Annotated in this window: 13 protein-coding genes; 7 read left to right on the top strand and 6 right to left on the bottom strand. The window is 57.0% G+C overall.

All coding sequences use genetic code 11. From position 1 onward, the window contains the following. Positions 1-197: 197 nt before the first annotated feature. Entirely contained in the window at positions 198-1,040 is an 843-nt protein-coding gene (locus LH23_RS04225) for a 23S rRNA (adenine(2030)-N(6))-methyltransferase RlmJ (protein ID WP_039288733.1), read from the bottom strand. Between the two features lie 195 nt (positions 1,041-1,235). Between LH23_RS04225 and LH23_RS04220 the strand changes: the two genes are divergently transcribed. The 4 genes from LH23_RS04220 (at position 1,236) to LH23_RS04205 (ending at position 5,884) form a co-directional block, all read left to right on the top strand. Next, complete coding sequence (locus tag LH23_RS04220; RefSeq protein ID WP_039288729.1) at positions 1,236-2,507, top strand: acid phosphatase; 1,272 nt, start codon at positions 1,236-1,238, stop codon at positions 2,505-2,507. A gap of 153 nt (positions 2,508-2,660) precedes the next feature. Then, positions 2,661-4,703, top strand: coding sequence for an oligopeptidase A (gene prlC, locus LH23_RS04215; protein ID WP_039288725.1), 2,043 nt, complete (start codon positions 2,661-2,663; stop codon positions 4,701-4,703). Between the two features lie 8 nt (positions 4,704-4,711). Next, positions 4,712-5,464 carry a 16S rRNA (guanine(1516)-N(2))-methyltransferase RsmJ gene (gene rsmJ, locus LH23_RS04210; protein ID WP_039288719.1) on the top strand — a complete coding sequence of 251 codons (753 nt, stop codon included), beginning with the start codon at positions 4,712-4,714 and terminating at the stop codon, positions 5,462-5,464. An 81-nt stretch (positions 5,465-5,545) separates the two neighbouring features. Beyond that, a complete protein-coding gene (locus tag LH23_RS04205; protein WP_039288715.1) occupies positions 5,546-5,884 on the top strand; it encodes an endonuclease domain-containing protein in 339 nt (112 codons plus the stop codon). Positions 5,885-6,041: 157 nt separating this feature from the next. Here the strand turns inward: LH23_RS04205 and uspA are convergent, their stop codons facing one another. Continuing rightward, a complete protein-coding gene (gene uspA / locus LH23_RS04200) occupies positions 6,042-6,479 on the bottom strand; it encodes a universal stress protein UspA (RefSeq protein ID WP_008458645.1) in 438 nt (145 codons plus the stop codon). 366 nt (positions 6,480-6,845) lie between these two features. Here uspA and uspB point away from each other — a divergent pair, with 366 nt between their 5' ends. Continuing rightward, positions 6,846-7,181: a universal stress protein UspB gene (gene uspB / locus LH23_RS04195; RefSeq protein ID WP_008458643.1), complete on the top strand. Its 336-nt coding sequence runs from the start codon at positions 6,846-6,848 to the stop codon at positions 7,179-7,181. A 75-nt stretch (positions 7,182-7,256) separates the two neighbouring features. Here uspB and pitA read toward each other — a convergent pair whose 3' ends face one another. Then, positions 7,257-8,753, bottom strand: coding sequence for an inorganic phosphate transporter PitA (pitA, locus tag LH23_RS04190; protein ID WP_039288707.1), 1,497 nt, complete (start codon positions 8,751-8,753; stop codon positions 7,257-7,259). A gap of 229 nt (positions 8,754-8,982) precedes the next feature. Here pitA and LH23_RS04185 point away from each other — a divergent pair, with 229 nt between their 5' ends. Both LH23_RS04185 and LH23_RS04180 read left to right on the top strand, forming a co-directional pair. Next, the gene (locus tag LH23_RS04185; RefSeq protein ID WP_039288703.1) at positions 8,983-10,176 is read left to right on the top strand and encodes an NAD(P)/FAD-dependent oxidoreductase; all 1,194 of its coding nucleotides are present in this window, start codon (positions 8,983-8,985) and stop codon (positions 10,174-10,176) included. 72 nt (positions 10,177-10,248) lie between these two features. Beyond that, positions 10,249-11,013, top strand: coding sequence for a DeoR/GlpR family DNA-binding transcription regulator (locus LH23_RS04180; protein WP_039288700.1), 765 nt, complete (start codon positions 10,249-10,251; stop codon positions 11,011-11,013). 35 nt (positions 11,014-11,048) lie between these two features. On the opposite strand, the gene LH23_RS04175 is transcribed toward LH23_RS04180, so the two are convergent. The 3 genes from LH23_RS04175 to LH23_RS04165 form a co-directional block, all read right to left on the bottom strand. Next, a complete protein-coding gene (locus LH23_RS04175; protein ID WP_039288697.1) occupies positions 11,049-11,849 on the bottom strand; it encodes an HAD-IIB family hydrolase in 801 nt (266 codons plus the stop codon). A gap of 34 nt (positions 11,850-11,883) precedes the next feature. Beyond that, positions 11,884-12,402, bottom strand: coding sequence for a phosphoribosyltransferase (locus LH23_RS04170; RefSeq protein WP_231560170.1), 519 nt, complete (start codon positions 12,400-12,402; stop codon positions 11,884-11,886). 168 nt (positions 12,403-12,570) lie between these two features. Beyond that, the gene (locus tag LH23_RS04165; RefSeq protein ID WP_039288690.1) at positions 12,571-13,368 is read right to left on the bottom strand and encodes an energy transducer TonB; all 798 of its coding nucleotides are present in this window, start codon (positions 13,366-13,368) and stop codon (positions 12,571-12,573) included. Positions 13,369-13,476 lie beyond the last annotated feature (108 nt).

Here is a 13,476-nt window from a genome sequence, read left to right as displayed (position 1 = left end):
TTTTGAGTCGAAAATTAGGCGCGATTGTAGCGCGCCGGGATAAAGGTTCTACCAATTGTTGTAATAGCCACGTCATACTTCAAGCTGCAGCGGTGTTGGCTGCACTCCTGAACCCCAGTCACTTACTTTAGCTAGCTCCAGGGGATTCACTCCCTTGCCGCCTGGCCGCAACTCGAATTATCTAGTGGCTAGTTTTCTTATTCAGGCACAATCCAGCTCAACGTGGTGGAGCCGGTCCCCGTTGGCACCAGCTTTTTGTGCAGCCACGGCAGGACGTTCGCCATCTGCTGTTCCAGCTTCCACGGCGGGTTAATCACGATCATGCCGGAGGCCGTCATGCCGCGCTGATCGCTGTCCGGGCGAACCGCCAGCTCGATCTGCAGGATGCGGCGGATGCCGGTCTCTTCCAGGTCGCGGATCATGCGTTTGATTTGCTGACGCAGCACCACCGGGTACCACAGCGCGTAGGTGCCTGTCGCAAAACGCTTATAGCCTTCGGTGATCCCTTTCACCACGTCCTGGTAGTCGGTTTTGATCTCATACGGTGGGTCGATGAGAATCAGCCCACGGCGGGAAACCGGCGGCAGCTTCGCTTTCAACTGCTGGTAACCGTCGGCGCGCTCAACGCGGGCGCGATCGTCCTTCTGGAACTCCGAACGCAGCAGCGGGAAGTCGGACGGATGCAGCTCGGTCAGCTGCAGGCTGTCCTGCTCGCGCAGCAGGTGGCGGGCAATCAGCGGGGAGCCTGGGTAATAACGCAGGTTGCCGCTGCGGTTCAGGTGCTGCACCGCGCCGATATAGGCTTCCAGCTCGGCAGGCAAATCGTCCTGCTGCCAGATGCGCGCGATACCTTCCAGATACTCGCCGGTGCGCTCCGCATGCTCGCTGCTCAGCTGGTAACGCCCGGCGCCTGCGTGAGTGTCGAGATAGAGAAACGGTTTCTCCTTCTCTTTAAGCGATTCAATAATCAGGCTTTGAACGGTGTGTTTCAGTACGTCGGCATGGTTACCGGCGTGAAAGCTGTGGCGATAGCTGAGCATGAGGGATGGTGTTCCACGAATAAGAAAACAAATTTCCCACAGTTTACCGCAGATTGCGGCGGATTACCGCCCGGGCGCGAGGCTGTTTCAGTCGGGGAGAAAGCGTTTCAAAACATAACGGTGTCATAAAAACGTCAAATTACCAGGATAGCGTCGCTGCCAGGCAAGGTAATCGTTTGAATAAAAGGAAAAATAATGAAACTTCGTATTTCTATGCTGGCCGCTGCGTTAGCCGTATCTCTGCCCGCGCTGGCTAAGGATGTGTCTCTTCCGCAGGCCGCGGCGATAGCCAATAGCGTGACCCCGGCAAACAGGAGCCAGGCGTTTGATGATCTTGAGATGCAGTCCCTGGCGGCGCTGCGCACTGCCCTGAAAGGCGATGCGGATAAACTGACCCGCGATCAGTTAGATAAAGCGAAGCAAAGCAAAAAGCTGGCGGATACAGCCTGGCTGAAAGCAAGCGGCTATGACTTCCAGACTAAAGCCAACCAGAAGGCGGGTATTGAGCTGCTTTCCGCGTTCAGCAAGCTGCCGGACTCGGTGATTAAGCAGAACCTTGAAACGGTCACCAACATCAACCTGAATGCTGTACAGACTTCGCGCCATCAGGCGCTGGCGGATGCCGAGGGCATCAACCACCTCTACTTCCTGAGCGACGCCATGGGGCCGCGCCTGGGGAAAGCCTTCCTGGCCGCCTACGATAAAGGCGAGCTGAGTAAAGCCGCAGCGCTGATTAAAGCCTCCGAAGTCAGCACCAGCGCCGCGAAGAAGCACTTCAATAACCCGCGTCCGTTCCTGATCCAGGGCAACACCATTCACCTCGTGCCGGACGATGTGGTGATTAAAGATAACAAACCGTACACCGCAGACGGCGGCTCCTTCCCAAGTGGCCACACCAACACCGGTTACACCGACGCGCTGCTGATGGCCGAGATGGTGCCGGAGCGCTTTGAACCCCTGGTTGAGCGTGGCGCGCGCTACGGTTACTCGCGCATTGTGCTGGGCGTGCATTACCCGCTGGATGTGATGGGCTCTCGTATGGTGGCGCAGCGCAATGTCGCCAACTACCTGAACGACCCGAAATACCGCGCGTTGTTTAACGAAGCCCGCGATCAGCTGCGTACCGCGCTGGAAAAAGAGTGCGGCACCTCTTTGGCTGAATGTGCGAAATCTTCCGCGAAAGACGATCCTTACCGCGCCCCGGCGATGAAAGAACTTTACCGCTTCACCATGACTTACGACCTGCCGCAGCAGAAGGGCGAGAAGCAAGCCCTGAAAGTGCCGCAAGGGGCGGAAGTTCTGCTGGAAGCCGCGCTGCCTAAGCTTTCCGCCGCCCAGCGCCGCGACCTGATGGTGAAAACCGCGCTGCCTGCGGGCTACCCGCTGTCCGGCACGACGGCAGACCAGCAGTTTTGGCAGCGCCTGAACCTGCCAGCGGCCTACGCAATGGCCGCGAAATCCCACTGATTGACCGCCCGGGGCAGCGTCTGCTGCCCCTTTTCCCGGCTAGCTCAGCGCAACGTCCGGGATTGAAATTCGCTACACTTAACCCCATGCTAGACTCCATGCACAAAGCGCCGCTTGAGCGCTTCTCTCTCCCTTTTAATCAGGAACGCGCTTATGACCAATCCTTTACTGACCTCTTTTGAGCTGCCGCCGTTTTCCGCCATCAAACCTGAGCATGTTGTTCCGGCCGTGACTAAAGCGCTGGACGACTGCCGTGCGGTGGTGGAAAGCGTGGTTGCGCAGGGCGCGCCTTATAGCTGGCAGAACCTGGTTCAGCCGCTGGCAGAAGTGGACGATTGCCTGGGCCGCCTGTTCTCCCCGGTCAGCCATCTGAACTCGGTACAGAACAGCCCGGAGCTGCGCGAAGCCTATGAGCAAACGCTGCCGCTGCTGTCCGAATACAGCACCTGGGTTGGCCAGCACGAAGGCCTGTATAACGCCTACCGCGACCTGCGCGACGGTACGAACTACGCCAACTTGAGCGTCGCCGAGAAGAAAGCGGTGGATAACGCCCTGCGTGACTTCGAGCTGTCCGGGATTGGTTTGCCAAAAGACAAACAGCAGCGCTACGGGGAGATCTCCGCTCGCCTGTCCGAGCTGGGGTCCACCTACAGCAACAACGTGCTCGATGCCACTATGGGCTGGAGCAAACTGATTACCGATGAAGCCGAGCTTGCCGGAATGCCGGAAAGCGCCTTAGCGGCAGCGCGCGCTCAGGCGGAAGCCAAAGAGCAGGACGGCTGGCTGCTGACGCTGGATATCCCGAGCTACCTGCCGGTGCTGACCTACTGCGACAACCGTGCATTGCGCGAAGAAATGTACCGCGCCTATTCCACTCGCGCTTCTGACCAGGGGCCGAACGCCGGGAAGTGGGATAACACCCCGGTGATGGAAGAGATTCTGGCGCTGCGCCACGAGCTGGCTCAGCTGCTGGGCTTTGGCAACTACGCGGAAAAATCTCTGGCCACCAAAATGGCGGAAAACCCGCAGCAAGTGCTGGAGTTCCTGTCCGATCTGGCAAAACGCGCCCGTCCGCAGGGTGAAGCCGAGCTGGCTCAGCTGCGCGCCTATGCGAAAGAGCATTACGGTGTAGAAGAGCTGGAGCCGTGGGACATCACCTGGTACAGCGAAAAACAGAAACAGCATCTCTACAGCATCAGCGACGAACAGCTGCGCCCGTACTTCCCGGAAGAGCGTGCGGTGAATGGCCTCTTCGAAGTCGTGAAGCGCATCTACGGCATCACCGCGAAAGAGCGAAAAGATATCGACGTCTGGCACCCGGACGTGCGCTTCTTCGAGCTGTATGACGACCAGGGCGAGCTGCGCGGCAGCTTCTATCTTGACCTTTACGCTCGCGAACACAAACGCGGCGGGGCGTGGATGGATGACTGTGTGGGCAAAATGCGCCGTGCCGATGGCTCGCTGCAAAAACCGGTGGCTTATCTGACCTGTAACTTCAACCGCCCGGTGAACGGCAAACCTGCGCTGTTTACTCACGATGAAGTGATCACCCTGTTCCATGAGTTCGGTCACGGTCTGCATCATATGCTGACCAAAATCGAAACCGCAGGCGTGTCCGGTATCAACGGCGTGCCGTGGGATGCGGTCGAGCTGCCGAGCCAGTTTATGGAAAATTGGTGCTGGGAGCCGGAAGCGCTGGCGTTTATCTCCGGCCACTACGAAACCGGCGAATCTCTGCCTGTTGAGCTGCTGGAAAAAATGCTGGCGGCGAAGAACTACCAGGCGGCGCTGTTTATCCTGCGCCAGCTGGAGTTCGGCCTGTTCGACTTCCGCCTGCACGCGGAATTCAACCCGGAGCAGGGCGCGAAAGTGCTGCAGACGCTGGCCGAAATTAAGAAACAGGTTGCCGTGGTGCCGGGGCCGAGCTGGGGCCGCTTCCCGCACGCCTTCAGCCACATCTTTGCCGGCGGTTACGCGGCGGGCTACTACAGCTATCTGTGGGCCGACGTACTGGCGGCGGATGCCTTCTCTCGCTTCGAAGAAGAGGGCATTTTCAACCGTGAAACGGGTCAGTCGTTCCTCGACAACATCCTGACCCGTGGCGGTTCGGAAGAGCCGATGGAGCTGTTCAAACGCTTCCGCGGGCGCGAGCCGCAGCTGGATGCGATGCTGGATCACTACGGTATTCAGGGTTAAGCCACCACGTGAAAATCTGTTTACTGACTGAAGCAGGCGCCGACTCCGGCGCCTTATCTGTTTTGAGCGAGCGCTGGCAGCTTGAGCATGATAAAGAGGCGCTGATGGCGCTGGTGCTGACGCCTGAAAGGCTGGAGCTACGCAAACGCGACGAGCCAAAGCTCGGCGGCATCTTCGTTGATTTTGCCTCCGGCGCGATGGCGCATCGCCGTAAGTTTGGCGGCGGGCGTGGCGAAGCGGTGGCAAAAGCCGTGGGCGTTAAGGGCAGCTATCTGCCGGATGTGGTCGACGCGACGGCCGGGTTAGGGCGAGATGCCTTTGTGTTGGCGTCCGTAGGCTGCCGCGTACGAATGCTGGAGCGCAATCCGGTGGTTGCCGCGCTGCTCGATGACGGCCTGCGCCGTGGTTACGAGGACCCGGAAATCGGCGGCTGGCTGCAGGAGCGATTACAGCTCATTCATGCCTCAAGCCTGACGGCACTCAGCGATATTACGCCGAGGCCGGATGTGGTGTATCTCGACCCGATGTTCCCCCATAAACAAAAGAGCGCGCTGGTGAAGAAAGAGATGCGTGTTTTCCAGTCTTTGGTGGGGCCGGATGAGGATGCGGACGGACTGCTTGCCCCGGCCAGAGCGCTCGCTAAGAAAAGGGTGGTTGTGAAGCGCCCGGACTACGCGCCGCCGCTGGCCCACGTCGCCACGCAGAATGCGGTGGTGACCAAAGGGCATCGGTTTGATATTTATGCCGGGACGCCGGAGTAATTACTAAAACGCTGGAAAGTACCTCGCAGAAGAGATTGCTTCCCCTCGCCGCTTTACGGCTGCATTGGCATGTTGTAGGCCATGCAGCCGATCCGACGTTATGCCCACCAGCTCAGGCGCCAGATGACTCCCGAAGAGAACTTGCTGTGGTATCAACTCCGCAGCAGGCGTTTTGCCACGTATAAGTTTCGGCGGCAGCATCCGATTGGGCTTTATATCGTGGACTTTGCCTGCTGCGCTGCTCACCTGGTGATCGAGCTGGACGGTGGGCAGCATGAGATGCAAAGGGGCTATGATGAACGAAGAACGAAGTATCTGAATGAGCAAGGGTGGCGGGTGAGGCGATTCTGGAATAACGAGCTGCGGGAGAATCTGGAGGGGGTGTTGACGGTGATTTTGCAGGATCTGAGTGAGCTGTGACCCTCACCCCGACCCTCTCCCTGGAAGGGAGGGGAGGAAAATCAAAGGCTTGTGCTCTATTCAGTCGCTGGGGAGCGGGCCAGGGTGAGGGATTAATGCTTACCGCAATTCAGTCCCCTCTCCCCTTTGGGGAGAGGGTTAGGGTGAGGGGAAAATGTTACTCGTCTTCTTCATCACGCAGCGGAACAATCAGCATATCCACATGCACGGTATTGATCAGCTGGCGTGCAGAGGACATCAGCTTGCTCCAGAAATCCTGGTGGTGACCACAAACCACTAAATCCATATCGTATTTTTTAATGGCATCGACCAGCACCTGGCCCAGATCGCCGCTGCCGCTCAGGGTTTCGGTAATCGGGTAACCTGCCCCGGTAGACAGCTCGGTGAGCGCGTGGTGAGTCTCTTCGGAAATGCGTTTCTGCATATCGCCCAGATTGACATCAATCAGCCCGGTATACAGATCGGAGTAATTCACATCGACATGAATCAGGGAAACTTTCGCGTTGTAAGGCCGAGCCATTGAGACGGCTTTTTCTACCAGGACTTTACTCTCAGGGGAGAGGTCAACCGCGATCAGAATGTGTTTGTAAGCCATAATGTTACTCCTTCCATAAGTTATCGATGACTCTCGCCGTCATCTTTTAAACCGTAGCGGCATGAGCTACGGTCACCCGATCTAAAGACTTCAATTGTAGATGGTATTTCGCTTTTATCGAACCTTCTTCAGCCCGACAATGCGCCATCCCTTAATCACATTCAAGCGAAAAATGAATGCGGCCACTTTGATAAAGATTAACGCGGTGGTAAAAAAATTAAGGGATCTCCTACACTATTAAATGAGCCGGGCGGGAAGAGATCTGTGACCTGTATCGGTTATTCGTTGCAGGATTGTCTGACAGGGTTTTCGGGGAGAGCGGTTGTCCCGAAGCAAAGGCTTCGAGGGCTTCGCCGGGAGGGGTACATGATCAGCACCGTCGCGCTGTTCTGGGCGCTTTGTGTAGTTTGTGTGGTGAATATGGCGCGCTATTACTCTTCACTGCGCGCGTTACTGGTGGTGCTGCGCGGGTGCGATCCACTGCTGTATCAATACGTTGATGGCGGCGGTTTTTTCACCTCACATGGTCAACCCAGCAAGCAGGTCAGGCTGGTGCGTTACATTTACGGCCAGCGCTATGTCGATCATCATGATGAAGAGTTTATTCGCCGCTGTGAACGCCTGCGCCGCCAGTTTATTCTGACGAGTTCGCTGTGTGGTCTGGTGGTGATTAGCCTGATTGGATTAATTATCTGGCACTAGTTTGTAGGACTGCGTTATGGACAAGCATAAAAAAAGCGGGCCAGTTTCCTGACCCGCTTTTTCTTTGGCTACGGCTTACACGAAGCGCAGCGCAATCCAGTACAGCCCGCCGGAGAGCAGAATCGAAGCCGGTAAGGTGAATATCCAGGCCATCAGGATATTGGTTACCGTCTTACGCTGCAGGCCGCCGCCGTCCACGATCATTGTCCCTGCCACGGAGGAAGAGAGCACGTGGGTGGTGGAAACCGGCATCCCGGTGTAGCTTGCCAGACCGATAGAAACGGCGGCCGTCATCTGCGCGGACATCCCTTGCGCATAGGTCATGCCTTTCTTACCGATCTTCTCACCGATGGTGGTCGCCACGCGACGCCAGCCGATCATTGTACCCAGACCAAGAGCCAGAGCCACCGCCAGAATAATCCAGACCGGCGCGTACTCGATGGTGCTAAGCATGTCGCCTTTCAGTTTCTTCAGCAGGCGCTGATCGTCCGCGTTCACTTCCGGCAGCTTCACCACTTTATCGGTGGTATCGGAGATGCACAGCATGATGCGACGCAGCTGGCTACGTTGCTCGATGGTGAGTTTGTCGTAGCTTTCGATGTCGGTCAGCATTAGCTTCGCGCGGTCCAGCGCATTAATCGCGTTGGCCGGGTGGCAGTGGAATTGAGCCGGTTCAGTCGCGCCCGCTTCTGGAGAAGGGATCAGCTGTTCCGTGCCGGTGGCTTTCTTCAGCAGGTCAGGACGTTGCTGGAAGAAAGTTTCGACGTTGTTCACTGCATCGCGAGTACGGGTGATTTCGTAGCCGGAAGCATTCATGTTAACCACGAAGCCCGCCGGTGCGACGCCAATCAGTACCAGCATAATCAGGCCGATGCCTTTCTGACCGTCGTTAGCGCCGTGAGAGAAACTCACGCCGATAGCGGACAGGATCAGCGCGATACGCGTCCAGAAAGGCGGCTTTTTCTTACCGTCTTGCTTTTCACGTTCCGCAGGCGTCAGGTGAATACGCTGCTTTTTCTTGGTGTTGCTCCAGTAACGGCGCAGCAGGAAAATCAACCCACCGGCAATCACCAGCCCGACAATCGGGGACAGAATTAAGGAAGCGAAGATCCCAATCACTTTCGGGATATTCAGCGCGTCGACAACCGAGGTGCCGGTCAGCAGCGCGTTGGTCAAACCGATACCGATGATGGCACCGATAAGCGTATGGGAGCTGGAGGCCGGCAGACCAAAATACCAGGTGCCGAGGTTCCAGATAATAGCGGCCAGTAACATAGAGAACACCATGGCGAGACCATGAGAAGACCCTACGTTTAACAGCAGATCTGTAGGCAGCATATGCACAATGGCATAGGCCACGCTCAGCCCACCGAGCAGAACGCCGAAGAAGTTAAACAACGCAGCCATTGCCACCGCAAGTTGCGATCGCATAGCGCGGGTATAAATTACCGTTGCTACTGCGTTGGCCGTATCGTGGAAACCATTAATGGCTTCGTAGAACAGCACAAATGCCAGAGCAAGCAAAAGTAAAAGCCCGGTGTGAAGATCCAGGCCGGCAAACAAATGTAGCATAGACGTTACGCCATTTTGAGGACATGAACGCGGCGCATTATGTAAGACAACCTCCACCGCGGCAAAGTGAAATCTGGACTTTTTTTGATTTTAGTCGCCATCTGGCGCACAGGTGGAATGATTTACATTTTGTTTATCAATCACCTGCATTTGTTATTCACCTTAAAGCTGGTGCGACCAGCCTCAGGTCTTTACAATCCGTTGCCTTAAGCATAGTCGGGAGTCGGTCGTGGAAAAGTTTGATGCCATTATTATAGGTGCGGGTGCAGCAGGAATGTTTTGTGCGGCGGTTGCCGGGCAGGCGGGCAGCCGCGTATTGCTGATTGATAATGGGAAAAAACCGGGCCGTAAAATCCTGATGTCCGGCGGCGGGCGCTGCAACTTTACCAATCTTTATGTCGAGCCTGCGGCGTATCTGAGCCAAAACCCGCATTTCTGCAAATCTGCCCTCGCGCGCTACACCCAATGGGACTTTATCGACATGGTGGGCAAGCACGGCATCGCCTGGCACGAGAAAACCCTCGGGCAGCTGTTCTGCGACGATTCTGCCCAGCAGGTGGTCGATATGCTGGTGGCCGAATGCGAGAAAGGCAAAGTAACGATGCGCCTGCGCAGCGAAGTGCTCGGCATTGAGCGGGACGAACAAGGTTACACTCTGCAGCTAAACGGCGGCAGCGTGCATGGCGCGAAACTGGTTATTGCCAGCGGCGGCCTGTCGATGCCGGGGCTGGGCGCGACGCCGTTCGGCTATAAAGTCGCCGAACAGTTTGGCCTGAAAGTGCTGCCGACCCGTGCGGGCCTGGTGCCGTTCACGCTGCATAAACCATTGCTCGAACAGCTGCAGGTACTGTCCGGCGTCTCGGTGCCGTCCGTCATCACCGCAGAAAACGGCGTCAGCTTCCGCGAAAGCCTGCTATTTACCCATCGCGGCCTTTCTGGCCCCGCTGTGCTGCAGCTTTCCAGCTACTGGCAGCCGGGCGAATTTGTCAGCGTCAACCTGCTGCCGGACACCGATCTGGACGGTTTTATCCACGAGCAGCGTAACGCACACCCAAATCAGAGCCTGAAAAACACGCTGGCGATGGTGCTGCCGAAACGCCTGGTTGAGTGCCTGCAGCAGCTGCAGCAAATCCCGGACGTCACGCTGAAGCAGCTTAACAGCCGCCAGCAAAGCGAGCTAGTTGAAACTCTGCAAGCCTGGCGCGTTCAGCCGAACGGCACCGAAGGCTACCGCACCGCGGAAGTGACCCTCGGCGGCGTGGACACCAACGAACTCTCTTCCCGCACCATGGAAGCCAAAAAATCCCCGGGCCTCTATTTTATCGGCGAAGTGATGGACGTCAGCGGCTGGCTGGGCGGCTATAACTTCCAATGGGCCTGGAGTTCTGCCTGGGCGTGCGCGCAGGCTTTGGTTGAAGGCTAACGCACCGCTTTTCGAGTGCCGATGATAGATTGTGATATGTTATGCACTATTGCAGCTATTTGAGGGCTAAACGTGACAGATTATGACGCATTGCCTGAACAGCGCCAGGCGATGATCCACCAGATCCTGACCGAAACGGGCAGGGTGATCGGGGCCGATGTGGCGCGGAAGCTGGGCGTGTCCGAGCACACTATCCGCCGGGATCTGCAGGAGTTGGCGCGTCGAGGCCTGTGCAAAAAGGTCTACGGCGGTGCCATCAGCCAGTTTCAGCAGTCTGCCAGCTTTGAAACCCGCGTGGCACAGGATGTGGTTGAGAAGTCCCAGGTGGCGCGGAAGTGCGCCGGGATGATCAAAGCCAATACCTGCGTGTTTCTCGACGCTGGTTCAACCTATCTGGCGATGGTGGAATTTATTCCTGAAGAGCTGGATCTCACCATTGTCACCAATTCCCCGCAGATTGCTGCGGCGCTGAGCGGGCGCACGCGGGGCGAACTGATTCTGTTGGGCGGTAAAGTGAACCCGCTGACCGGCAGCACGCTGGGTTCCGACACGGTCAATCAGCTGCGCGGCATGGTTTTCGACCAGACCTTTATCGGCGTGTGCGGGCTGGATCCGCAGGCTGGCTTAAGTGCGGTTTATTACGAAGATGCCTGTTTTAAGCGGGAAGTGCTGAGCCAGAGCAACGAGGTGATCGCCGCCGTGACGGCCAACAAGATGTCCCAGGTGGCGCGCTATAAAGTGGCGCCCTGCGAAGATATAGATATTGCGGTGGTCAGCGCCGAAACCAAAATTGCCGATTTCGGCGGCGTTAACCTGCGGATTGAAATCGCGGGCTAGCGAAAGGGCGGCGTGTAGGGCGCCCTGCTTCAACCTTATTTTTGCAGCGCCAGCAGGCTTTTTATCGTGTGCTGGACCGCGCTTTCATCATTGCTACCGGTAATAAATCGGGCAGCGGCCTTGGTCTCTTCAAACGCATTACGCATCGCGAAGCTGTATTCCGCCTGGGCCAGCAGCTCCAGGTCGTTATAGCCGTCGCCAAAGGCGAGAGTTTCCGCCGGGCTGACGTTCAGTAACTGCTGGAGCCTTTGCACCGTTGTTCCTTTGTGAACGCCGTAATCGGCAATATCTATCCACGCCGCTTCGGACACCACGATGTAGACATCCTGCTCAAACGGGCTGAGTACCGGGCGAGTCTGCGGGCAGTTTCCGGCTTCGTCATAGACGCTTATCTTCACGAAATCACACTCGAGTTCGGCAAAAGAGTCCACCTGCGCCAGGCTGGCGTAGGACTGGCGCATTTTGTCCTGCAGCCGCTGCGGCACGTCTTTGCGAACAAACGCGCTTTCGCTGCCGCAGGCAACAATCACATGGCTGTCGCTGGCAGCTTCCAGCGTGTCGATGATGCGTAATCCCAGCGCATTATTGATCAGCGACTCGTAGACATATTCGCCGTTCCTTTTGATGCGCGTGGCGCTGTCGCCGATGATCCATAAGTCTTCACGATAATCGGCGAACAGCTCTTCTACCCGCTGGCACTGCTTGCCGGTACAGGCGGCAAAATGGACGCCTTGTTCCGCCATTAAGCGGTGAGTCTGGGCAAATAATTCACGGTCATAGTCGCCGTGACTATTGAGAAAAGTGCCGTCCAGGTCGGTAATAATTAGCTTTATCATGTTGTTATCCCATCGGTAAGTGTTCTGTAGGCGTTTATATTTTTAGTTTTGAAACGAAGGGCAGGTTGCGGTACTTGTTTTGCCACGGCATGCCGTAGCCAATGAGCAGATCGTCGTTGTCCATGATGTAGGCATAACATTGCTCGACGGGGATCTCTACGCGGCCAGGCTTTACAAATAAGGTGGCGATGGAAAGAGATTTCGGGGCGTAATGTTCGATTAAATGCTCGACCAGCCGCTTCATGGTGCCGCCGGACTCAATGGCGTCATCCACCAGGATAACGTCCTTCCCCCTGATGCCAATATTGTCGTGATAAACGATAGTGGAGCTGTTATGTCTGTCGCCGGGCGTGTGCGGGCAGGAAATATAGTCCATTGAAATATCGAAAGTTAACTGTCTGACCAGGTCGGCGGTAAACAGGATCCCACCGGGCACGACCGTGATCACTACCGCTTCGTGATAGCGACTGTTCAACTGCCGGGCGACTTTGGTGACGCCATCGGCAATCGTCGACTCATTCATCACGATGTGTCCTACATGATTGTTTCTCACTGCTGCATCCTCGCTAAAGTGTCATTGCTCGTTGTTGCTCGATTAAAATAAGATCTAATGCTCGATTGTGCAATGTTAGCGTAATGACAGCGTATTTTTTGTGATCTAAAACGATCGTGCAGGCAGGGTATGCTCAATGCTGCATTACCGAGCATTGAGCAAAGGGATTTACTGGCGGAGATCGAACCGGATTGGCAGCGTGAGGGTGATTTGCGGCTGGCCTGGGGCGATATCGTCCGTGGGGGCGGGCAGCGGAACCGCGCGAGTCGGCAGGGCAAGGGCTTCGCGATCCAGCGCTGGCGTGCCGCTGCTTTTTGCCAGCGCTACGCTGAGGACATGGCCGTCCCGGTTCAGCGTCAGGCTCAGGTAAACCACGCCCTGGGCCTGCTGGCGCAAAGCCTGAGCCGGGTAGCGTTTGAAGCGGTCGAGCCGCTGTCGAAGCAGGCCGAGCCAGTTCACTTCGCCTGGGCTGGGGGCGCTCACCGCGCTGCTTCCTGCCCTGCCGGCGCTTTGCTGCGGGTGGCTGGCCGGGGCGTGGGTTTCGGGTGCAGGTGGCGCAGGGGCTGGCGGCACTTCCGCATCGTGCGGCTTAACCGGCTGAGGTTTGGCGATGACTTTATGGCGCATTTTTTTAGCCACAACGATCTCCGGGTTCGGTGCCTCCACGCTTTTCACCTCTTCTTTCGACTCGGCCTTCTCCTGAGGTGCCGCCGACTGGATCTGTTTGATCTTATCGGGCTGCTTAGCTGGCGTGGCGACAGAGGCCGGATCGTCTGTCGGGAGGATCATCAGCGCAATGGGCGGCGGCGCGGTGGCCGGCTGCTCCTGCGTGGGCCGGTGGGTTAGCCAGAGAAAAACGCCCGCGTGCAGCAAAAGCGCCAGCACCAGCCCGATGCTGCGGCGTGAGGGAGGCAGGCCGTCGGACCAGGCAGGAAAAGGCTGTCTCATCGGCAGGGTAGAAGGCATGACAAAATACTCCGCAGCCGGGTTAAAGGCTGTTGTTTCAGTGGGGATAAGAGAGAGGACACGTGAAACGCCAAAACGGGCAGGCTGACATGAATAACGAGACAACTG

Origin of the sequence: Cedecea neteri (assembly GCF_000758305.1) — a bacterium.
In the GTDB taxonomy this organism is placed as follows: Bacteria; Pseudomonadota; Gammaproteobacteria; order Enterobacterales; family Enterobacteriaceae; genus Cedecea; species Cedecea neteri_C.
This window is presented reverse-complemented; position numbering and strand designations above follow the sequence as displayed.